This window comes from Streptomyces sp. APSN-46.1 (assembly GCF_022815725.1).
GTDB lineage: Bacteria > Actinomycetota > Actinomycetes > Streptomycetales > Streptomycetaceae > Streptomyces.
Genome location: NZ_JALGRF010000005.1, coordinates 103,357 through 125,522, shown reverse-complemented (window position 1 = coordinate 125,522; position 22,166 = coordinate 103,357). Strand labels below are relative to the sequence as shown.

Here is a 22,166-nt window from a genome sequence, read left to right as displayed (position 1 = left end):
GGTTCCCCGGGGCGCCGGTAGCTCCCCTGCCCGGTGTTCCGGTGGGCCGGCAGCCCCCTTGTTCCGGTGGCCGCCTTGTCCCGGCTGGGCGGTGTGCCGGTGGGCCGGGGGCCCTTTGGCGCGGTGGCGAGCGGCGAGGGGGCGAGGGGGCCGGTGGGTCCCTTGGGTCGGGGGTCCTGGGGGCTGTGTCTGTAAGCACTGCCGTGGGGACCGCGGTTCCAAGGTGTTTTGGTATCTGGTACCACCCTCGAACCGGCGGCCGGGGGCTCACCCGAGGCACGGACGGCCTCTCCTCGCAGGTCATGTTTGTGCATCAGCCCACTACTGGCCCAGCGGAACAGGGCGGAACAGGGCTGGGGTGTGGCGCCCCTCGGGGTTGGCGAGGGGCGGGGCGCGGTTACCGCCGGGGCCGGGTCAGGTGGTGGTGAGGCGGGGGGGTTGGAGGCCGGTCAGGAGGAGGGTGAGGGCTTCGTCCAGGGCTGCGCCGAGGTACCAGTCGCCGGTGTGGTCGATGCCGTAGACGCGGCCTTCGCGGTCGATGGCGAGGTGGGAGCCGGCGTCGGCGTCGATGCCGAGGGGGCAGAGCTGGGTGGAGAGGGCGCGGCCGAGGTCGGCGAAGGTGCGGGCGAGGTGGAGGCCGGTGAGGGGGTCGAGGTGGAGGGGGACGGGGGCGATCTGGCGGCCCGGGCCGGGGGCGGTGATGTGGAGGCCGCCGAATTCGGCCCAGGCCTCGACGGCGGCGGGGAAGACGGTGTGGCGGTGTCCGGCGGGTGTGGTGTGGTCGCGCAGGGCGTCGGCCCAGTATTCGGCCTGCTTGATGTCCCAGCGGCCGGGTTCCCAGCCGGCGGTGCGCAGCGCGGAGTCGACGGCGACGGGGAAGCGGGTGGTGGAGGAGCGGTCGTAGGACGCGGCGGAGGCGGAGGGGGCGCTCATGGTGGGTGGCGTCAGACCTTCTGCGGGGCGGGGGTGAGGTCGATGGAGCGGACGCCGAAGTGGGAGAGGAGGGCGTCGCAGGAGCGGCAGGGGGGTGCGTAGCTGCCGTGGAGGGGGTCGCCGTCTTCGCGGATGCGGCGGGCGGTGATTTTGGAGTTCTTGAGGGAGCGGCGGGCTTCGCCGGCGGTGAGGGGTTTGCGGGAGGCGCGTTTGCTGCGGGCGCCTTCGACCGCGGTGATGTGGCGGGAGAGCAGGATGGCTTCGGGGCAGCGTCCGGTGAAGCGTTCCCGCTGGCCGCTGGTGAGGGTGTCGAGGAAGTCCTGGACGAGTGGGTGCAGGGCGGGTGGCTGGTCGGCTTTGCCGGCGGTGCCGGTGAGGGTTTCGCCGCGTACGGAGAGGGCGGCGGCGACGGTGGGGAGGATGCCGTCGCGGCGGAAGCGGAGTACGGGGACGGTGGGGCCGTCGGTGTTGCTCCAGCGCAGGCGGGGGTCGCCGGTTGCGGTTGCGGTCGCGGCGGCGGTGGTGGTCCGGCCGGCTGGTGTGGCGTTGCCGCCGACGGGTGTCGGGTCTGTGCGTGTCGCCGTGTTCTGCATGGTCTGTTTCCCTCCCGTGGCTGCGGTGGTGGCCGCTGTCGCGCACGCCCCCGTGCTGCGGGGACAGCCTGTCAAATGTCCTCTGCGGTGTGGAAGCGGGGTCGAATATTCGTGTTAATTCGGATGTTCCCGGCCCTGGTGGGTGTGCGTGGGCCGGGGGCGGGTGAGCCTCTTGCCGGACCGCATAGGCTGTGGTGAACCAGCCAGATCCAGCAGGGGGCTACCGCCATGACGACAGGTCGGCTCGGGCAGCATGCCGCGCCACCCAACGCCGCTTATTCGGGGCAGGTCGTGCATTTCCCGGACCCGGTCCGGGCCGCTCGGCATCCCCACGGTGTGCGGATGGACGGCAACGGACATCCCGATTTCGCGTCCTACGCGCGTGCCGCGGTGGAGATCGCCGAGCCGCCGGAGGGTTTCGGCGTGGACGAGTTGCGGTTGACGGACTACGTGTCGGCGAACGCGGCGATGCGTGCGGCCGGTCACGCGTTGTGGGACACGGTGGGCGCGGTGGCGACGCCGCATGGCTGGACGTGGCATCACGTGGCTGGTTCTCGCCGCATGGAGCTGGTGCCGGTCGAGGTGAAGGCGTTGCTGCGGCATCACGCGGGGCTGACGACGGCGCCGGTGGACCACGAGAAGCGTGGGACGCGGGCGTTGCAGGAGGTGCGTCCGGTGCATCTGGGGCTGCCGAAGTCGGTGGTGTCGGTGTCGGAGCAGCAGGTGCAGGGTGTCGAGGAGGATCTCGGGTACCGGCTGCCGGAGGCGTACCGCGCCTTCCTGAAGGCCGCGGGCGGCTGTGCGCCGGTGGGTGCGGGGCTGGACGTGGAGCTGGGTGTGCTGGTGGACCAGCCGTTCTTCACGGTGCGTGAGCAGGCGGCGGTCAATGACCTGGTCTACGTCAACAAGTGTCTGCGGGACCATCTGACGAAGGATTACCTGTGTGTGGCCTTCGTCCAGGGCGGGCTGCTCGCGGTGAAGGTGAGGGGCGAGGGCGTCGGCTCGGTGTGGTTCTCCCCGTACGACGACGCACGCGACCGGGACGGCTGGTCGGTGCGGGAGCGCGTGGAGCGGCTGTTGCTGCCGTGCGGTGCCGATTTCGACGCCTTTCTTGAGCGGTTGGCGGGCAACCCGTCCGAGCTGGAGACGGTGGCTGGTCTGATGGTGGACGGCGGATTCGCGCGCTCGGTTCCCTTGGCCGGGTCGGTTGCGGGGCCGGGTACGGCACCGGTGGAAGGGTGACGGCGCGATGGTGACGTTTGCACAGGCGCAGGAGCGCGCCGAGGAGTGGATCAACGGGGACGTGCCCGCGTATCAGCACCGGGAGGTGCGGGTGCGGGAGTTCGGGCTCGGGTTCGTGGTGTGGGCGGAGGACCGTGCGGCGGGTCCGGTGTCCGGTGGTGGGCGGCAGCGGCTGGTCATCGCGCGGGACAGCGGGGAGGTGACGCTGTGGCCGGGGTTGCCGGTGGGTGAGGTGATCCGGCGGTACGAGGAGGAGTACGGGGCGGCCGTGGCGCCGGTGGCGGAGGTTTCGGTGCCGACGCCGCGGATCGACGCGGAGCAGACCTCGTTCATGCTGAGTCCGCCGGAGTGGTTGCAGGAGGCGGCGGACCGGGCGGGGATTCCGCCGGCGCCGATGGCTTCCTCGGCTCCGGCTCCGGCTGCGGCTGCGCGGGATTCGGCTGCCTCGGGTGCCTCGGGTCCTTCGGGTGCGCAGGCTTCTTCCGCCTCGGGTTCGCAGGTTTCCTCGGCTCCGTCGGCCCCGGCTTCGTCGGCTTCTTCGGATCCGGTCGCGGCTCCTGCGGCTGCCGTCGCGGGGGCTGCGGACGCCGAGCGGGCCGAGGCCGTGGCGGCTTCGTCCCCGGCGTCGCCCCCGGCTCCGGCGCCCGCGCCCGTGCCGGCGCCGGTCGACGCGGTGCCGTTGCGGCGTGGCGGTGAGGTGCCGTACGAGCCGACCGCCAACGACGGGGTTCCGGCCGGGTCCACGCCGTGGGCGGGGACCGATGTGAACTCCGGTGCGGACGACGCGTCCGTGCCGCTGCCCGCGACCGTGTTCGCGCCGGCGCTGTCCGGGTCGGACGTGGAGGACGCGCCGTCGGCCGGGGCCGCCCCGGAGGCGAAGACCACCCTGATGGCGGGGGGCAGCCAGCTGCCGGCGACGGCGATCGCGCCCGCCGTCGTGGCGGGACCGGCGGACATCGCCGACGCTCCGACGAGCAAGGCCCGGGTTTCCCGGCCGGGTGCGGCGGGCGCGGGCGCCGGCGCGTCCGGCAGGCCGCCGGTGGTGCCGCCGGGTCCGCCCGGTGCCCCCGGTGCGCCGGGTGTGCCGACGCCGCCCGGGCCCCCTGGTGGCGGGCTGGACCATGCGGCGACGATGCTGGCGGGTCCGGCCGTCGTGCAGCCTCCCCGCCCGCCGGGCGCTCCCGGTGCGCCGACGCCTCCTGGTCCGCCCGGTGCTCCGGGGGCTCCTGGTGGCGGGCTCGATCATGCGGCGACGATGCTGGCGGGTCCGGCCGTCGTGCAGGCTCCCCGCCCGCCGGGCGCGCCGGGTGCGCCCGGTGTTCCCGCGCCTCCCGGCCCGCCCGGGGCTCCCGGCGGCGGGGCGCACCATGCCGCGACGATGCTGGCCGGTCCCGGCGTACCGCAGCCGCCCGGGCCGCCCGGTGCGCCTGGTGCGCCGACGCCTCCTGGTCCGCCCGGTGCTCCGGGGGCTCCTGGTGGCGGGCTCGATCATGCGGCGACGATGCTGGCGGGTCCCGCCGTCATCCAGCCTCCCGGCCCGCCCGGTGCTCCGGGTGGCGGGGCGCATCACGCCGCGACGATGCTGGCCGGTCCCGGCGTACCGCAGCCGCCCGGGCCGCCCGGTGCGCCCGGTGCTCCCGGTCCGGCGCCGCAGGCTCCCGGGCCTGGTCCCGGTCCCGCGGCGCAGCCCGCCGCGCCCGGTGGTGCGCCCACGGTCGGCCCCGGCTACCAGGCCGTACTGCGTTACCGGGGGCCGGACGGCTCCGAGCAGCAGCTCATCCGCCGTTCGGCGCCCGGTACCCCGCACCCGGAGTGGCAGATCCTGTACGAGCTGCGGTCCATGAACGTGCCGCCGCAGCAGGTGCTGGAGCTGCACACCGAGCTGGAGTCGTGTGAGCTGCCCGGCGGTTACTGCGCCCGGATGATCCGGGAGACCTGGCCGCAGGTCCGGATCACCAGCGTGGCCCCGTACGGCAAGGACCACGCGGGCCGTCAGCAGGGGATGCGGCATCTGCTGACCCACCAGGGTGAGCTGCACCAGGTGGCGGACGGTCCGGCGCGCCCCGCGCCGGTACGGGCGCCGCTGCCGCAGGTGCCGTTGCAGCCGGCGATCGCGCTGGAGGCGATCGGCCAGGAGCTGGTGGCGGCGTTCGGTCCGCAGGGCGTGTTCCGTTTCGAGCAGCGGGCCGTGTCGCGTCAGGGTGTGCCGGAGATCGTGGCGCAGACGCTGGTGTGGGCGGGTCTGCCGGCGGACTTCGGGCCGTTCTTCTGGGCGCAGGCGATGCCGGGTGCGCCGGTGCCGACGCTGGCCGAGCTGGCCGCGCAGCGGCAGGTGCAGGCGGCGTCGGACGCGGGTTCGTACCTGGTGGTCGGCAGTGACTTCGGCAAGGCGCTGTGTGTGCAGTACGGGACGGCGCACATAGTGGCGGTGCCGGTGGAGGCCGGGCCGGGTGGTGCGCCGGTGCCGCCGCAGTTCGTGAATTCGAGCCTGCCGCAGTTCGCGCGGTCGCTGGCGATGCTGGGGCAGATGTGGCGGTTGCGGCAGCATCTGACGCCTGAGCAGGCGGGGCGCTGGACCGTCGATTTCCAGGCGAATCTGGCGGGCTTGGACAGTGCGGCGCTGGCTTCGCCGGAGAACTGGTGGTCGGTGTTGCTGGAGCAGATGTGGGACGGTCTGCTCTGATCGTGTCTGATCGTGCGGCGAGCGCCTGTTGATCGGGTGATCGCTTGAATGGCCGGGTCGGGATCCCTCGTTTGGGGTCACGGCCCGGCCATTCCGGCTTCTGGGAGCAAATGACGCATCCTTGACGGGAATCCCCGCGAGAGAGGCGCTTCCAGGATGAGTGCACCCATGTCACCTCACGGTCAGGGTCTCGCGGTCGTGCGCGGCCGCGGATACCGGATGGAGCAGGTGGACCGGTATCTCGCGCGACTGTCGGACAGTCGGGACGAGGCCTGGGAGCGGGTGGCGCGGCTGACGGTCCTGGCGAAGCGGATGGAGGCGGAGGCGGGGCGGCTGCGCGAGGCGGTGTCCGCGTTGGCTCCGCAGACGTACGAGGACTTGAGCGAGCGCGCCCGTCGGATCCTGCTGCTGGCGCAGGAGGAGGCGGAGGCGGTACGGGCGGACGCGCGGGCGGACGTACTGGCCATCCAGGGTGCGGCCGAGGCGCACGCGGACCGGGTGGCCGAGCTGGCGCGGCACGACGCGGAGGCGGTGCGCGAGCAGACCGAGGTGCGGGCGCGGCAGTTGCTGCTGCGGGCGCAGCGGGAGGCGGACGGGGTGCGGGCGGAGGCGAGGGACGCGGCGGCGGCGTGGCGGGCGGAGGGGCAGGCGGCGTTGACGCAGATGCGGCGGGAGTCGGAGGCGTTGCTGGCGGAGCGGGAGCAGGAGCGGGTGGAGCGGCGGGACGCGGCGGAGCGGGAGCTGGCGGGGCGGGAGGAGGAGTTGGAGGCGCGGGAGCTGGAGCTGGAGCGGTACGGGGAGTCGCGGCTGGCGGAGGCGCGGCGGGGGTTCGCGGAGGCGGAGGAGGCGGCGCGGCACGGGCAGGAGGACGCGGAGGCGCGGGGCGCGGAGCTGGTGGCGCGGGCGCGGGTGCGGGAGGAGCGGGTGGGGCGTGAGACGGAGCGGATCCTGCGGGAGCATGCGGAGTCGCAGGAGGAGATGCGGGCGCACATGAACCATGTGCGGGCTAGCCTGGCGGCGTTGACGGGGCGGGCCGCTGCCGAGGGCTGACGCCGGGTCTTTACGTGGGCCCTTGCCCTGGCCGGGCGGGTGGTGGTGGGCCGTCCCCTGCGGGGCGGGGCCGGGCGTGCCGGTGCCCGGGGCGGGGGTGGGCCGGGGCCGGGGGTGGGGTGGGGCTCCCCACGCGGCGGAGCCGCATATCCGGTTCGCCGGGAAGGGGCGGGGTGGGGAAAGGCTCCGCGCAGCGGCGCTGGTCCGGTCGCCGGGCTGGGGGGCCTGTTACGGGAGTTGGGTGAGGAAGGTCGCGATCAGGGGGGTGATCGTGGGGAGGTGGGTTTCCAGGGCGAAGTGGCCCGCGTCCTCGACGATGTGGACCTCGGCGTCGGGCGCGTCCCGCAGGTACGCCTTCGCGCCCGCCGGGGTGAAGAAGGGGTCGCCCGCGCCCCAGACGACCAGGACCGGGATGTCCGCCGCGCGCAGCCACGCCTGCCAGGCCGGGTAGTGGGCGAGGTTCGAGGCGTAGTCGAAGGCCAGGTCGGCCTGTGCGTCGGCGCGCCCGGGCAGGCCGAGGTAGTGGAGGTCCAGGGTCCAGTTGTCGGGGGAGATCAGGGCGGTGTCCGCGACGCCCGTCTCGTACTGGAAGCGGGTGCCCTCCTCGGTGAACAGGGCGCGGATGCGGGCCTCGTTGCCGGGGATTTCGCGGCGCAGACTCATGAACTCCCGGGCCGCCTCCGACAGGCCCTCCTCGTACGCGTTGCCGTTCTGCACGATCAGGCCGGTCACCCGCTGCGGCCGCCGGGCGGCGATCCGCAGGCCGACCGGGGTGCCGAAGTCGAAGACGTACAGCGCGAAGCGGTCCAGGCCGAGCGCGTCGGTGAAACCCTCCACGATGTCCGCGAGCCGGTCGAAGGTGTACGTGAAGCCCTGCGGCGTCTGGGTCCGGCCGAAGCCGGGGTAGTCCGGGGCGATCAGCCGGAAGGGCGTGTCGCCGAGTGCGTCCATCAGGCGGGCGAACTGGTGGGAGGAGGTCGGGAAGCCGTGCAGGAGCAGCAGGACGGGGGCGTCGGCGGGGCCGCTCTCGCGGTAGGCGACGCGGACGCCGTCCACCTCGACGGTGCGGTGCCGGACGGTCGGAAGGGCGCGGCGGGCGGTCATCACATGCCTCCTGTGGCTTCGGTGGCATTAGTTTTGCTGGAGATGGGAAATGGGTCAAGTGGTGCAGGTAGCATTAGTTTCGTGACAGTGATCTTTCCGCTTGTTGGTGAGCCCCTGGCCCTGGACCTGCTCAATACGCGACCTGCGGGCGTCGGCGATCTCATCGCCGATCCGGCGGGGCTGGCGGCGTGGCTGGCCGCCCAGGCGGGCCGGGTGACCCCCTTGCCCGCGGTGGGCGCGGCGGAGGTGGCCGCCGTGCATGCCGTACGGGAAGCGGCGGGGCCGGCGCTCGCGGCGGTCCGGCGCGGTGCGCGGCCCCCGGCCGGGGCGCTGCGCGCGCTGAACGAGGCGCTGGCGGCCGCGCCCGTCCACCGGGAGCTCGCCTGGACCGCCGAATCCGGCCTGGCCGTGGCCTCGCGCCGGGCGGCCGCGCCGCCCCGGCGGCTCGCCGCCGAGCTGGCCGAGGCGGTGGCGGACCTGCTGGCCGATCCCCGGGTGGGGGAGGTACGGGAGTGCGAGGGGGCGGACTGCGTCCTGCTGTTCCTCCCGGCGCACCCCCGGCGCCGCTGGTGCGTGGCGTCGGCCTGCGGCAACCGGGCGCGGGTGGCCCGCTATTACGCCCGCCACGCGAAGGGCGCCGAGACCGCTTAGCTCGCGCTGTCCCGGTCGGCGGCCGGCGGGGCCGGGGCGGGGATCTTGGGGGCGGTCGGTTCGTAGTGGTACGGGTCGCTGCGCAGGCCGCGGGAGGTGACCACCACCGTGAACGGGCCCGCCGCTCCCTGCGGGAGGGTCCCGGTCAGGGACCCGGTCAGGGGGTCGGAGGTGGTCGCCACCGCGGTGTCGTCCACCGTGACCCGCGCCGGGGTCCCGGAGGGGTCCGGGGTGAAGCCGCCGCCGGCCACCGTCAGGGTCGCGCCCGACACCGTCACGTGCGTGATCACCGGGTTGGCGCGGGTGGCCATCTTGTTCACCAGGTACGCCCCCGCCGGAGCGCCCGTCAGGGCCCAGATCTCCTCGGGCAGCTTCGGCAGGCCCGCGCCCACGTCGGAGAGGAAGAACAGCACGACGTAGAGCATCGTGACCGCGCTGAGGGCGACGTACTGGAGGTCGACGAGGTCGGTGCGCCCGGCGTCGTTCGCGATCAGCTCCCGCAGCGGCCGCCGGCCGTCCGCGGTGGGCCGGGGAGCGGGCTTGGCCATCGTGCCGTTCTCGACGCGGATCCCGACGACGGCCTTGGCGGCGATCAGCGCCACGTACGGGCCCCCGAGTAGCGGCAGGTACACCGTCGTCAGCGAGGAGAGCGGGCCGTGCTCCCCCCGGAACCAGCCGGCGCCGCCGCCGGCCGTGAGCCCGTACGCGAGGATCGCGAGCAGCAGCCAGACGAGGATCACCGTCCAGGCCAGGGCCACGGTGGTGGAGGTGGACAGCCGGCCGTCGCGGCCGGTGACGAATCCCGGGGCGCGGCGCAGGCGCAGGCCGATCGGAACGGCCACGGCGGCCAGCAGCGCGAGTGCGAAGAGTGTGAAGAGTGCGGAAGCCATGTCGTCCCCCCGGATCAGGTCTCTGCAGAGACATACCCCCTCGCCCGGTCCATGACAACCCGAGGCCCGGGGCCGGCCGTCCCGAGGCTCCGCCCGGTTACTCCTCGCGCTGCTCGGGCAGGACCGGGAACCGCCTCGGCGCCACCAACAGGAGGGCCAGCAGCGCCAGTACGGCGGCGGCCGTCGCGCCGAGGAAGGTGTGGTCCACGGCGGCGGCCACGGCCTCGCGCAGATAGTCGGCGGCGGCCGCGGGCAGCGAGCCGGGGTCGTCCAGGGCCTTGGTCACGTCGTCCAGCTTGTCGGGGAGCCCGGGCATGGGCGCGTCCGCGAGGCGTGCGGCGATGGTCGCGTTGGCGACGGCCCCGAGCAGGGCTGCCCCCACGCTCTGGCCGACCTGCCGGGAGAACAGGATGGAGGCGGTCGCCGTCCCGCGTTCCGCCCAGCCCACCGTGGACTGGACCCCGATGATCAGCGGGAGCTGGCACAGCCCCAGCGCGCCGCCCAGCAGCAGCATGATGAGGGCGGGCTGCCAGGGTTCGGCGTGCGGGGGCAGCAGGGTGAAGGAGAACAGGATCACGGCGGCGAGGGAGCTGCCGACGACGGCGGTGTTGCGGAAGCCGATGCGCCGGTAGACGTGCTGGCTCAGGGCGGCGGAGATGGGCCAGCTCAGGGTCATGGTGGACATGACGAACCCGGCGGCGGTCGGGCTGAGGCCGAGTACGGACTGGGCGTAGGTCGGGACGAACAGCATCGGGGCGACCATCAGCAGGCCGAGCGCCCCCAGGGCCAGGTTGACGGCGGCGATGGTGCGCCGGCGCCACACCCATCCCGGCAGGATCGGTTCCTCGGTCCGGCGTTCCACCCAGAACACCACCGCGGCCAGGACGGCGCTCGCGCCCAGCAGTCCGAGCGAGGGCGCGGACAGCCAGGGCCAGGCGACCCCGCCCTGCACCAGGGCGAACAGCAGCAGGCCGCCGCAGGCGAAGATGCCGAGGGCCCCGGCCCAGTCGATGGGGCCCCGGCGCGCGGGGGAGCGTACGGGCTCGACCAGGTGGCGGGCGATCATCCACAGGGCCGCTCCGGCCAGCGGCAGGTTGAGCAGGAAGATCCAGCGCCAGTTCGCGTACGAGGCGAGCAGTCCGCCGATGCCCGGGCCCGCGACGGCGGCGGTGGCCCAGACGGCGGACATCCGGGCCTGGATCCTGGGCCGGTCCTTCAGCGGGTACAGGTCGGCGGCCAGGGTCTGCACGGTGCCCTGGAGGGCGCCGCCGCCCAGCCCCTGGACGATCCGGAAGGCGATGAGCGCGGCCATGTTCCAGGCGGACGCGCACAGCAGGGAGCCGACGAGGAACAGGGCGATGCCGAAGAGCAGTACGGGCTTGCGGCCGAAGGTGTCGGACAGCTTCCCGTAGACGGGGAGGGTGACGGTGACGGCGAGGAGGTACCCGGAGAAGAGCCAGGAGAAGACGGAGAAGCCGCCGAGGTCGCCGACGATCTGGGGTACGACGGTGGAGACGATGCTGGTGTCGAGGGCGACGAGGGCCATGCCGAGCATCAGGGACAGGACCACCGGCGTGGGCGGCCGCCCGGGCGGGGACCCGGCAGCCGCGGTGTCGCCGGCCGCGGCCGTCCCGCCGTCGGCCGACACCGCGGGCCCGGGTATGTGGTCGGCGCTCTCCTCTGTCCCCTCTGTCCCCACCGAAGTCCTTTCATCGTGCACGCATATGCCGGGGAACACCTTCTCATCCGGGGCGTACGGGCGGTATCCCCCAGGGCGGATCGCCCAAAGGGTGGACGGCCCCTAAGGGTTGCTCCTCACAAAGAGCCATGGCTGTCTCGTCCCGGCGGAGGAGGTGCGGCGGCCCCGCACGTCTTTAACTGATGCATAGGCGGGGGGCGGGAGCTCGGGGGTGGGGTTAACCCCAGGGTGGATACGGCGATGAGCACCAGCGCGCCGGACACCTCCCGCGCACCAGACTTTCCATCCACAGCGGCGACACACGTGCGTACGCATCGAACGAGGAGAAGCACCGTGACAACGGCTATGACCGAAACCAGGCACGGGGGTACTGGGGGCCATGCAGCCGTCGCGGCCCGGGCGCGGAAGGTCGTCAAGGCCTACGGCTCCGGTGAGACGCGCGTCGTCGCCCTCGACGACGTGGACGTGGACATCATGCGCGGCCAGTTCACCGCGATCATGGGCCCGTCCGGCTCCGGCAAGTCCACGCTGATGCACTGCCTCGCCGGTCTCGACACCGTCACCAGCGGCCAGATCCACCTCGACGACACCGAGATCACCGGGCTGAAGGACAAGAAGCTCACCCAGCTGCGGCGCGACCGGATCGGCTTCATCTTCCAGGCGTTCAACCTGCTGCCCACGCTGAACGCCCTGGAGAACATCACGCTCCCCATGGACATAGCGGGCCGCAAGCCCGACGCGGAGTGGCTGAACCGGGTCGTCGAGACGGTCGGCCTCGCGGGCCGCCTCAAGCACCGCCCGACCGAGCTCTCCGGCGGCCAGCAGCAGCGCGTGGCGGTCGCCCGCGCCCTCGCCGCCCGCCCGCAGATCATCTTCGGGGACGAGCCGACCGGAAACCTGGACTCCCGGGCCGGCGCGGAGGTCCTCGGCTTCCTGCGCCGCTCGGTGGACGAGCTCGGCCAGACCATCGTCATGGTCACGCACGACCCGGTCGCCGCCTCGTACGCGGACCGCGTCATCTTCCTCGCCGACGGCCGGATCGTGGACGAGATGTACGGTCCCACCGCGGACCAGGTCCTCGACCGGATGAAGGACTTCGACGCGCGCGGACGGACCTCATGAGCAACACCGTCCTGAAGACCTCGCGGCGCAACTTCATCGCGCACAAGGGCCGCATGGCGCTGTCCGCCGTCGCCGTCATGCTCTCCGTCGCCTTCGTCTGCGGCACCCTGGTGTTCACCGACACCATGAACACCACCTTCGAGAAGCTGTTCGCGGTCACCGGCTCCGATGTCACGGTCTCCCCGAAGACGGCCGAGGACGGCGACGAGAACCCGAACCGCGGCAAGCCCGAGACGCTGCCCGGCTCGGTCGTCGAGCAGGTCAAGAAGGCCGAGGGGGTGCGGTCCGCCGAGGGCGGCGTCGTCTCGATGTCCGTCACGGTCGTCAACTCCAAGAACGAGAACATGGGCTCGACCACCGGCGCCCCGACCATCGCCGGCAACTGGAACGACAACGAGCTCAAGTCCATGAAGATCACCTCCGGTCAGGCCCCGCGCGGCCCGACCGAGGTGATGGTCGACGCCGACACCGCGAAGAAGCACCACCTCGGGCTCGGCGACGAGCTGCGCACCATCGCCATCACCGGCGACATCCGCGCCAAGATCAGCGGTATCGCCACCTTCACCGTGACCAACCCGGGTGCGGCCGTCGTCTACTTCGACACCGCCACCGCGCAGCGGCAGCTGCTCGGCGCCCCGGACACCTTCACGCACGTCAGCGTCGTCGCCAAGGACGGGGTGAGCGACGAGCAGCTGAAGCAGCACATCGCCAGCACTCTCGCCGCCGTCGGCGCCGACACCTACAAGCTCCAGACGGCCAAGGAGGCCGCGGACGCCAACCGCAAGGACGTCGGCTCCTTCCTCGACGTCATGAAGTACGTGATGCTCGGCTTCGCGGGGATCGCCTTCCTCGTCGGCATCTTCCTCATCTTCAACACCTTCTCGATGCTGGTCGCCCAGCGCACCCGTGAGATCGGCCTGATGCGCGCCATCGGCGCGGACAGCGGCCAGGTCCTCAAGTCGGTGGTCCTGGAGGCCTTCCTCCTCGGCGTCGTCGGCTCGCTCCTGGGCGTCGGCGCGGGCGTGGGCCTGGCCATCGGCCTCATGAAGCTCATGGGCCAGATGGGCATGCACCTGTCCACCGACGACCTGACCATCGCCTGGACGACCCCGGTCGTCGGCATCGTCCTCGGCGTCGTCGTCACCGTCGTCTCCGCCTTCGTCCCGGCCCGCCGGGCCGGCAAGGTCTCCCCGATGGCGGCCCTGCGCGAGTCCGGCACCCCCGGTGACAAGAAGGCCGGCGTCATCCGCGCCGTCATCGGCCTGGTCCTGACCGGCATCGGCGGCGCGGCCCTGTTCCTCGCCGCGTCCGCCGAGAAGGCCGCCGCCGGTTCGCTGTGGCTGGGCCTGGGCGTGGTCCTCACCCTCATCGGCTTCATCGTGATCGGCCCGCTGCTCGCCGGTGTCGTCGTCCGCCTCCTGTCCGGCGCGGTGCTGCGGCCCTTCGGGTCCGTCGGCCGGCTCGCCGAGCGCAACGCGCTGCGCAACCCGCGCCGTACCGGCGCCACCGCGGCCGCGCTGATGATCGGCCTGGCGCTGGTCGCCTGCCTGTCGGTGGTCGGCTCCTCGATGGTGGCCTCGGCCACCGACGAGCTCGACAAGTCGGTGGGCGCGGACTACATCGTCCAGTCGCAGACCGGGCAGCCGGTCATGCCGCAGGCCGAGCAGGCGATGCGCCAGACCAAGGGCCTCGACCACGTCACCGCCTACCGGGAGGTGGAGGCCGAGGTCACCGCTCCCGACGGCTCCGTCGAGGACGGCGGGCTGAGCGTCACCGACCCCACCTACGCCCAGGACGTCCGGCGCAAGATGATCGCCGGCGAGCACGCGGCGGCGTACGGGAACGGCGCGATGTCGGTCGGCTCGATCTACGCCGACGCGCACCACATCAAGGTCGGCGACGAGATGACGGTCGCGTTCACCGGCGGCCGGACCACCAAGCTGAAGGTCGCCGCGATCACCTCCGACGAGGGCAACCTCGACAAGGGCGTGATGTACGTCAGCACCGCGACCGCCGAGCAGTTCGTGCCGGCCGACCGGATGCCGCGGCCGTTCATGCTGCTGGCCACGGCCGCCGAGGGCCAGAGCGACGCCGCGTACACGGCCGTCAAGGCGGCGCTGGCGGAGTACCCGCAGTACAAGGTGCTCAACCAGGCCGACTACAAGCAGGCCCTGAAGGACCAGGTCGGCCAGTTGCTGAACATGGTCTACGGGCTCCTCGCCCTCGCGATCATCGTCGCGGTGCTGGGTGTCGTGAACACCCTGGCCCTCTCGGTGGTCGAGCGGACCCGCGAGATCGGCCTGATGCGCGCCATCGGCCTCTCCCGCCGCCAGCTGCGCCGCATGATCCGCCTGGAGTCGGTGGTCATCGCCCTCTTCGGCGCCCTCCTCGGCCTCGGCCTGGGCATGGGCTGGGGCGCGACGGCGCAGCAGCTACTGGCGCTGGAGGGCCTGAAGGTCCTGGAGATCCCGTGGTCGACGATCATCGGGGTGTTCGTCGGATCGGCCTTCGTGGGCCTGTTCGCCGCGCTGGTCCCGGCGTTCCGGGCGGGCCGGATGAACGTCCTGAACGCGATCGCGAGCGAGTAGCTCCGCCGGTCGTACGGGGGACCGTACGGGGGTACGCGTCGGCCCCGGCCGCCCATTCGGGTGGCCGGGGCCGACGTCGTGTCCGGGCGCCGCCGGGGCTCTGGCAACGCGCACCGGGGCGTCGCCCGGTTACTCGCCAGGTTCGTGTCACCCTTCGTGTCACCCTGGCAGGGCGGGCCCGGTGTGGGCCTGGGGCGTCACCCCCACGGGTGACCCGAATCCCACGCGCGGGTGACGGGCCCGCGTCGTAGGGTGGGAAGCCCCGGCCCGCGAGCGTGTCGGGCCCTTCGCGTTGCCCCCTCACCGGACGGAAGCCCCCTTCATGAGCCTGCACGGATTGCTCGACGCCGTCACCCGGGACCCCGCCCTCGCCGAGGCGGTCACCGCGGCCGGGGACGGCAACCGCATGCACGTGGACCTCGTCGGCCCGCCCGCGGCGCGGCCCTTCGTGATCGCCGCGCTGGCCCGGCGCACCGAGCGGACCGTGCTCGCGGTGACCGCGACCGGGCGGGAGGCCGAGGACCTGGCCGCGGCCCTGCGCTCCCTGCTCCCCCCGGACGAGGTGGCCGAGTACCCCTCCTGGGAGACGCTGCCGCACGAGCGGCTCTCGCCGCGCAGCGACACCGTGGGCCGGCGGATCGCCGTCCTGCGCCGGCTGACGCACCCGAGCAAGGACGATCCCGCCGCCGGGCCGGTGTCCGTCGTGGTCGCGCCGATCCGGTCGGTGCTCCAGCCGCAGGTCAAGGGGCTGGGGGAGCTCGTACCGGTGAGTCTGCGGCAGGGGGAGAGCGCCGATCTGGGCGAGGTGACCCAGGCGCTGGCGGCCGCCGCGTACGCACGCGTCGAGCTCGTCGAGAAGCGCGGGGAGTTCGCCGTGCGCGGCGGCATCCTCGACGTGTTCCCGCCCACCGAGGAGCACCCGCTGCGCGTGGAGTTCTGGGGCGACGACGTCGAGGAGATCCGCTACTTCAAGGTCGCCGACCAGCGGTCCCTGGAGGTCGCCGAGCACGGGCTGTGGGCCCCGCCCTGCCGGGAACTGCTGCTGACCGACGAGGTGCGGGAGCGGGCCGCGGCCCTCGCCGAGGAGCACCCCGAGCTCGGCGAGCTGCTGAACAAGATCGCCGAGGGGATCGCCGTCGAGGGCATGGAGTCCCTCGCCCCGGTCCTCGTCGACGACATGGAACTGCTGATCGACGTGCTCCCGGCCGGGTCCATGGCCGTCGTCTGCGACCCCGAGCGGGTACGGACCCGGGCCGCCGACCTCGTCGCCACCAGCCAGGAGTTCCTGATGGCCTCCTGGGCGGCCACCGCCGGCGGCGGAGAGGCCCCCATCGACGTCGGCGCGGCCTCGCTGCGCGGCATCGCGGACGTCCGCGAGCACGCCCGCGAGCTGAACATGATGTGGTGGTCGGTCTCCCCCTTCGCCGCCGACGAGGCGGACCTGGCCGGCGGGGATACCCTCAGGCTCGGCATGCACGCCCCCGAGGCCTACCGGGGCGACACCGCCCGCGCGCTGGCCGACACCAAGGGCTGGATCGCCGACGGCTGGCACACCGTCTACCTCACCGAGGGCCACGGCCCGGCCGCCCGTACCGTCGAGGTGCTCGGCGGCGAGGGCATCCCGGCCCGGCTGGAGGCCGAGCTCCGCGCCCTGGAGCCGTCGATCGTCCACGTCGCCTGCGGCTCGATCGACAACGGGTTCATCGATGAGGCCCTCAAGATCGCCGTCCTCACCGAGACCGATCTGACCGGCCAGCGCACCGCCACCAAGGACCTCGGCCGGATGCCGACCCGGCGCCGCAAGACGATCGACCCGCTGACCCTGGAGGCCGGCGACTACATCGTCCACGAGCAGCACGGCGTCGGCCGCTACGTCGAGATGGTGCAGCGCACGGTCCAGGGCGCCACCCGCGAGTACCTCCTCGTCGAGTACGCCCCCGCCAAGCGCGGCCAGCCCGGCGACCGCCTCTACATCCCCACCGACCAGCTGGAGCAGGTCACCAAGTACGTCGGCGGCGAGGCCCCGACCCTGCACCGGCTCGGCGGCGCCGACTGGACCAAGACGAAGGCGCGCGCGAAGAAGGCGGTCAAGGAGATCGCCGCCGACCTCATCAAGCTCTACAGCGCGCGCATGGCGGCCCCCGGCCACACCTTCGGCCCCGACACGCCCTGGCAGCGCGAACTGGAGGACGCCTTCCCGTACGCGGAGACGCCCGACCAGCTCACCACCATCGCCGAGGTCAAGGAGGACATGGAGAAGTCCGTCCCCATGGACCGCCTGATCTGCGGCGACGTCGGCTACGGCAAAACCGAGATCGCTGTGAGAGCGGCCTTCAAGGCCGTCCAGGACGGAAAGCAGGTCGCCGTCCTCGTGCCGACCACACTGCTGGTGCAGCAGCACTTCGGGACCTTCTCCGAGCGCTACAGCCAGTTCCCGGTCAACGTGAGGGCGCTGTCCCGCTTCCAGGGCGAGAGCGAGTCGAAGGCCACCCTGGAGGGGCTGCGCGAGGGCTCGGTGGACGTGGTCATCGGCACCCACCGGCTGTTCTCGCAGGAGACCAAGTTCAAGGACCTGGGCCTGGTCATCGTCGACGAGGAGCAGCGCTTCGGCGTCGAGCACAAGGAGCAGCTGAAGAAGCTCCGCGCCAACGTGGACGTGCTGACCATGTCCGCGACGCCGATCCCGCGCACCCTGGAGATGGCGGTGACCGGCATCCGCGAGATGTCGACCATCACCACCCCGCCGGAGGAGCGGCACCCGGTGCTCACCTTCGTCGGCCCCTACGAGGAGAAGCAGATCGGCGCGGCCATCCGCCGCGAGCTGCTGCGCGAGGGCCAGTGCTTCTACATCCACAACCGGGTCGAGTCCATCGACCGGGCGGCCGCCAAGCTGCGTGAGATCGTCCCCGAGGCGCGGATCGCGACGGCGCACGGCCAGATGTCGGAACAGGCCCTGGAACAGGTCGTCGTGGACTTCTGGGAGAAGAAGTTCGACGTGCTCGTCTCGACCACGATCGTCGAGTCCGGCATCGACATCTCCAACGCCAACACCCTCATCGTGGAGCGCGGCGACAACTTCGGCCTCTCCCAGCTCCACCAGCTGCGCGGCCGGGTGGGCCGAAGCCGCGAGCGCGGGTACGCGTACTTCCTCTACCCGCAGGAGAAGCCGCTGACCGAGACGGCGCACGAGCGGCTCGCGACGATCGCCCAGCACACCGAGATGGGCGCCGGCATGTACGTGGCGATGAAGGACCTGGAGATCCGCGGCGCGGGCAATCTGCTCGGCGGCGAGCAGTCCGGGCACATCGCGGGCGTCGGCTTCGACCTCTACATCCGCATGGTCGGCGAGGCCGTGGCCGACTACCGGGCCGCAGTCGAGGGCGGGGTGGAGGAGGAGCCGCCGCTGGAGGTCAAGATCGAGCTGCCGGTCGACGCGCACGTCCCGCACGACTACGCGCCCGGCGAGCGGCTGCGCCTCCAGGCGTACCGGTCCATCGCCTCGGCGAACTCGGAAGCGGACATCAAGGCCGTGCGGGAGGAACTCACCGACCGCTACGGCAAGCTGCCGGAGCCGGTGGAGAACCTGCTGCTGGTGGCGGGGCTGCGGATGCTGGCCCGGGCCTGCGGGGTCGGTGACATCACCCTCCAGGGCCCCAACATCCGCTTCGGGCCGGTGGAGTTGCGCGAATCGCAGGAGCTGCGGCTCAAGCGGCTCTACCCGGGGGCGGTGCTCAAGCCGGCCACCTCGCAGGTGCTGATCCCGCGGCCGAAGGCGGGGAAGATCGGCGGGAAGCCGCTGGTCGGACGGGAGCTGCTGGGCTGGACCGGGGAGTTCCTCACCACGATCCTCGGCTCCTGACAGCCGTGGAGGCCGGGACCCCTAGGGGGTCCCGGCTCCCGGTCTCCACGGGACGAGCGGGGCGAAGCCGCCGGCTCAGGCGGCCTGGCCCGTACCGCCCGAGCCCAGCTTGCCCATGTCGAGGACGTCGGAGTCCTTCGGTGAGGCCGTGTCGACCGGCTCGTTGAACCGGGAGAACAGCGCCTCGCCGGTGGAGTCCCCGCTGATGGCGGACTTCAGGATGTACGGGGTGCCCTGGGTGGCCACGTAGTCGGTCTGCGTCCCCTCCTTGGCCGGACTGGTGACCGCGAGCGCCGGCTTGCCGTCGACGGTCGCCGTCTCGCCCTTGCGGGCGAGCGGGTTGGCCCTGCCGAAGTCGCCGGTCAGCTTGTCCAGGTCGCAGGTGCCGGTCATCTCCGAGGCCCGCGGATCCGAGGCGGCCAGCTTCACCCAGCGGTTGGCGAGGGTCGCCACCATCTGGTCCGTCTGCTTCTTCGGCGTTTTCTTGAGCTTGGCCGCGCCCCGCCAGTAGGCCTCGTCGCCCCTGAAGTGGACGAGCTCGGAGGACTTGATGATGTCCAGCCTGCCCATGCCGTCGAGGCGGATCGCGCCGTTGCAGTTGCCGTCCTTGTCGAGGGCGAGGTCGATGCCCATCGGCTTGCCCTCGAACTGCACCTTGGCGACGACACGGGCCGACTCGGCCTTGCGGGTGGCCTCGTAGGCCTGGGTCAGGATCTCGGCCCCGGAGAGGTCGGTGAGCGCGCCGGACCCCTTCGCGGAGGCGGAAGCGGAGCCCGAGGGCGTCGGGGACGGGGCGCCCGCCGAGGCCCGGGCCGCCGTGCCGATGTCGGCGGCCTTGTCGCCGCCGCCGGCGGGCAGGCACGCGGTCAGCCCGAGCAGGGCGGTGGCGCCTATCGCGGCGGAGGCGAGCGTACGGCTGCGCATGTGAAGTTCCCCCCTGGAAGGACCGTTTGCCGTTCGAGCCTAGCCGCCGGCACCGACAGCCCGGAGTCAGAGGCTGCCGAAGTCCAGGACGTCCCCGGGCGGGGCCTTCGCGTCGACCGGCTTGTTGAAGCCGGAGTAGGAGAAGTCGCCGCTTTCCTCGCCGGTCTGGACGAGCCTGAGGATGTACGGGGTGCCGTGGGTGGCGACGTAGAACTCCTGGGTGCCGTCCTCGTACGGAACGCTCACGGTGAGCGCCTCCTGGCCACCCTCCTCGACGACCTTCCCCTTCTTCGCGCCCTCGGCCTGGCCGGAGCCGCCGAGCAGCTCGTCCAGGTCGCACAGCGGGGTCAGCTCCTTGAACAGCGGATCGGTGCCGCTGAACTTCACCCAGCGGTCGGCCATCAGGTCCACCGTCGCGTCGGCCTGCTCCTTCGGCACGTGCTTGAGCTGCGCCCGGGTGAAGCCCTCGTCGGCCTTGAGGAAGACGTCCTTCGCGTTGCGGATCAACTCGAAGGAGCCCTGGCCCTTCACCGTCGCGGTGCCCTTGCAGTCGCCGGACCTGCTCACCTGGATGTCCATCCAGACCGATGTGCCCTTGGCCTGGGCCGTGCCCTTCATGGTGAGCGAGGTGGCCGCGCGCGTGGCGGCCAGGGACTTCTCGGCGACCTGTTCGCCGGACTGGCCGGGGAAGGGGTCGTCGTCGCCCGCCGGGGTGAAGCCGGTGAGGGCGGCCAGGCCGAGGGCGGCCGCGGCGGCGGCCGCCCCCGTCCTCCTCGTTCTGGTGGTACGCATCAGGAACTCTTCTTCCAGACCTCGCAGCCCGTGGTCTTGAAGTAGGCGTCCTTGGCGCCGATCGTCACGACCGCCGAGCCCTCGGGGTTCTCGTTGGCGATGAGCGAGTCGGGCTCGTGGCTGGCGGACTTGTCGCGCTCCCAGTAGCAGTTGTTGTCACCGCCGTCGAGGGGGCCCTCGGACTTGTAGGTGCCCGGCGCGATGTCGGTGCCGACCTTGAACATGCCGCCGTCGCCGGAGAACTCGGTCTTCGGGGAGCCGCCGGTGGCCTTGGGGTCCACGGCCTCCCAGCCCTTGCAGTCGCTCGACTTGAAGATCTTGTCGGTGGCCGCGATGGTCACGTAACTCGTGCCGGTCACGTTGTCGTTGGCGATGACCGACTCCAGTTCGCCCGAGGAGTCCTTGGCCCGCTCCCAGTAGCAGTTGTCACCGCTCTTGTTGCCGGTGGTGCGGTAGGTGCCCGGCTGGATGTCGCTGCCGACCTGGAACGTGCCACTGCCCCGCAGGGCGCCCTTGCTGTCATTGTCCGTCTTCTTGCCGTCCGCCGCCTTCTGGCTGCTCTTCGAAGCCGCCGGCTTCTTGGAGCCGGCGTCCTTCTTGCCCTCCGTACCGGTGCACGCGCTGAGGGAGGCGAGCGCGAGGACCACGCCGCATCCGGTGAGCACCGTGTGGAGGGCGGTACGGCTGTTGCGCGAGGTGTGGGACATGAGTGGACTCCTGCCTCGGGTGTGTCTGGGTGGCCCGAACGGCCTTTGTGCTGCTGGGTGTTGATGTGTGCTCGGTGTTGACGAGATCACTACAACAGAGCCTGTGAACCGAGTCAACGCGATTAGTGAAGATTCTTCGATTCACGCTGTGAAGAGGTCTCTGGCGTGCCTGGTATGTGTACGGGCGCTGCTGCCGCCGAACTCGGCGCCCGCCGGGCCTTCGAGCCGCCGACAGCCTGCGCGCCGACGCGTTCGCGCCGCCCGCCGTGGCCGCGGTCGACGCCGTGCTCTGCCGCCCGCCGTCGCCTCCCGCCGCTCCGGCCGCCGCATCCGCGCCGATCTGCTGCGCCGGGGCGCCCTGCGGGCCGTCGTCGCCCTCCCGGCCGGGGCCCCTGACACGCGGCTCGTGACGCGCGTCGGAGGCCGGGCCCGCACGGGCCCGGCCTCCGATGGCGGTCAGTTGAGAGGGTGGTTCAGCCGAGTTTGTCGGCGTCGATGACGTCCTTGCCCGTAGGGGCGTCGGCCTGAACCGGTGTGTTGATCCCGGTGAAGGAGACCTCCGACGGCTCCTTGCCGGTGGTGATCGCCTTGAGCAGGTACGGCTCGCCCTTGGTGGCCACCAGCAGGGTCTCGGTGCCGTCGGTGGTCTTCGTGGTCACGGTGAGGGCTTCCTTGCCGTCGACCGTGGTGACCTTGCCCTTTTCGGCGCCCTTGCTGTCGTCGAACTCCTTGAGCAGCTCGTCCAGGTCGCACAGGGCGGACAGTTCCTTGGACTCCTCGTCCGAGGCCTTCGTCTTCAGCCAGCGCCCGGCCAGCTGCTTGACCGCCTCGTCCGCCTGCGCCTTGGGCAGGTCCTTCGTCTGGGCGCGGTAGAAGGGCTCGTCGGCCTTGATGAACACGAACTGGGCGTTGCGTATCAGCTCGAAGGAGCCGTCCTTGCCGGAGATGGTGCCCTTGCAGTCGCCGGTCTTGCTGACCGCCATGTTCAGCTGGAGCGGCTTGCCCTCGTCCCAGACGCTGCCGCTGACGGTGAGTGAGGAGGCGCCGCGCAGGGCGGTCACGGAGTTGTCGGCCACCTGGGAGCCGGACAGGTCGGGAAACGGGCCGGAGGCGGAACCGAGGCATCCGGTGAGCCCCAGGGTGGCGGCGCAGGCGAGGGCGGCGGTGGCGGTGAGACGGTGAGCGGTACGCATAAGGGGACTTTCTGCTGCGGCGGACGTGGGAACGCTGATCAGATCAGATGTCTGTGAACCGAGTCAACATGAGTCACGAGTAATGGTGAGTTCACGCTGTGAAGCGGCTTCTCGTCTGTGAACGGGTATGCTCCCC

General features: G+C 72.2%; 16 protein-coding genes. 7 read left to right on the top strand and 9 right to left on the bottom strand.

Annotated elements, in window-relative coordinates; translation table 11 throughout:
* Positions 1-414: 414 nt before the first annotated feature.
* Complete coding sequence (locus MTF65_RS16830) at positions 415-933, bottom strand: SUKH-3 domain-containing protein (protein WP_243629523.1); 519 nt, start codon at positions 931-933, stop codon at positions 415-417.
* A gap of 11 nt (positions 934-944) precedes the next feature.
* Entirely contained in the window at positions 945-1,526 is a 582-nt protein-coding gene (locus tag MTF65_RS16825) for a YwqJ-related putative deaminase (RefSeq protein WP_243629522.1), read from the bottom strand.
* Positions 1,527-1,754: 228 nt separating this feature from the next.
* Between MTF65_RS16825 and MTF65_RS16820 the strand changes: the two genes are divergently transcribed.
* The 3 genes from MTF65_RS16820 to MTF65_RS16810 all read left to right on the top strand — a co-directional run bounded on the left by MTF65_RS16820 (position 1,755) and on the right by MTF65_RS16810 (position 6,501).
* Positions 1,755-2,768, top strand: coding sequence for an SMI1/KNR4 family protein (locus tag MTF65_RS16820; protein WP_243629521.1), 1,014 nt, complete (start codon positions 1,755-1,757; stop codon positions 2,766-2,768).
* 7 nt (positions 2,769-2,775) lie between these two features.
* Positions 2,776-5,451, top strand: a complete 2,676-nt coding sequence (locus MTF65_RS16815) for an SUKH-4 family immunity protein (RefSeq protein ID WP_243629520.1) — start codon at positions 2,776-2,778, stop codon at positions 5,449-5,451.
* Between the two features lie 168 nt (positions 5,452-5,619).
* Positions 5,620-6,501 carry a DivIVA domain-containing protein gene (locus tag MTF65_RS16810; protein WP_243629519.1) on the top strand — a complete coding sequence of 294 codons (882 nt, stop codon included), beginning with the start codon at positions 5,620-5,622 and terminating at the stop codon, positions 6,499-6,501.
* 228 nt (positions 6,502-6,729) lie between these two features.
* Here the strand turns inward: MTF65_RS16810 and MTF65_RS16805 are convergent, their stop codons facing one another.
* Entirely contained in the window at positions 6,730-7,605 is an 876-nt protein-coding gene (locus MTF65_RS16805; RefSeq protein ID WP_243629518.1) for an alpha/beta fold hydrolase, read from the bottom strand.
* An 81-nt stretch (positions 7,606-7,686) separates the two neighbouring features.
* Between MTF65_RS16805 and MTF65_RS16800 the strand changes: the two genes are divergently transcribed.
* The gene (locus MTF65_RS16800) at positions 7,687-8,256 is read left to right on the top strand and encodes an ABATE domain-containing protein (RefSeq protein ID WP_243629517.1); all 570 of its coding nucleotides are present in this window, start codon (positions 7,687-7,689) and stop codon (positions 8,254-8,256) included.
* On the opposite strand, the gene MTF65_RS16795 is transcribed toward MTF65_RS16800, so the two are convergent.
* The gene (locus MTF65_RS16795) at positions 8,253-9,146 is read right to left on the bottom strand and encodes a hypothetical protein (protein WP_243629516.1); all 894 of its coding nucleotides are present in this window, start codon (positions 9,144-9,146) and stop codon (positions 8,253-8,255) included. The genes MTF65_RS16800 and MTF65_RS16795 overlap by 4 nt on opposite strands.
* Positions 9,147-9,243: 97 nt before the next feature.
* Complete coding sequence (locus tag MTF65_RS16790; protein WP_243629515.1) at positions 9,244-10,845, bottom strand: MFS transporter; 1,602 nt, start codon at positions 10,843-10,845, stop codon at positions 9,244-9,246.
* Positions 10,846-11,190: 345 nt separating this feature from the next.
* Between MTF65_RS16790 and MTF65_RS16785 the strand changes: the two genes are divergently transcribed.
* The 3 genes from MTF65_RS16785 to mfd all read left to right on the top strand — a co-directional run bounded on the left by MTF65_RS16785 (position 11,191) and on the right by mfd (position 18,414).
* Positions 11,191-11,967, top strand: a complete 777-nt coding sequence (locus tag MTF65_RS16785; RefSeq protein WP_279399180.1) for an ABC transporter ATP-binding protein — start codon at positions 11,191-11,193, stop codon at positions 11,965-11,967.
* Complete coding sequence (locus MTF65_RS16780) at positions 11,964-14,555, top strand: ABC transporter permease (protein ID WP_243629513.1); 2,592 nt, start codon at positions 11,964-11,966, stop codon at positions 14,553-14,555. Before MTF65_RS16785 ends, MTF65_RS16780 begins: the two co-directional genes overlap by 4 nt.
* Positions 14,556-14,877: 322 nt before the next feature.
* Positions 14,878-18,414, top strand: coding sequence for a transcription-repair coupling factor (gene mfd, locus MTF65_RS16775; protein ID WP_243629512.1), 3,537 nt, complete (start codon positions 14,878-14,880; stop codon positions 18,412-18,414).
* A 75-nt stretch (positions 18,415-18,489) separates the two neighbouring features.
* On the opposite strand, the gene MTF65_RS16770 is transcribed toward mfd, so the two are convergent.
* The 4 genes from MTF65_RS16770 to MTF65_RS16755 form a co-directional block, all read right to left on the bottom strand.
* Positions 18,490-19,338: a hypothetical protein gene (locus MTF65_RS16770; RefSeq protein WP_243629511.1), complete on the bottom strand. Its 849-nt coding sequence runs from the start codon at positions 19,336-19,338 to the stop codon at positions 18,490-18,492.
* 66 nt (positions 19,339-19,404) lie between these two features.
* Positions 19,405-20,130: a hypothetical protein gene (locus MTF65_RS16765; RefSeq protein WP_243629510.1), complete on the bottom strand. Its 726-nt coding sequence runs from the start codon at positions 20,128-20,130 to the stop codon at positions 19,405-19,407.
* Positions 20,130-20,837 carry a hypothetical protein gene (locus MTF65_RS16760; RefSeq protein ID WP_243629509.1) on the bottom strand — a complete coding sequence of 236 codons (708 nt, stop codon included), beginning with the start codon at positions 20,835-20,837 and terminating at the stop codon, positions 20,130-20,132. Before MTF65_RS16760 ends, MTF65_RS16765 begins: the two co-directional genes overlap by 1 nt.
* Before the next feature lie 473 nt (positions 20,838-21,310).
* A complete protein-coding gene (locus MTF65_RS16755; RefSeq protein ID WP_243629508.1) occupies positions 21,311-22,030 on the bottom strand; it encodes a hypothetical protein in 720 nt (239 codons plus the stop codon).
* Positions 22,031-22,166 lie beyond the last annotated feature (136 nt).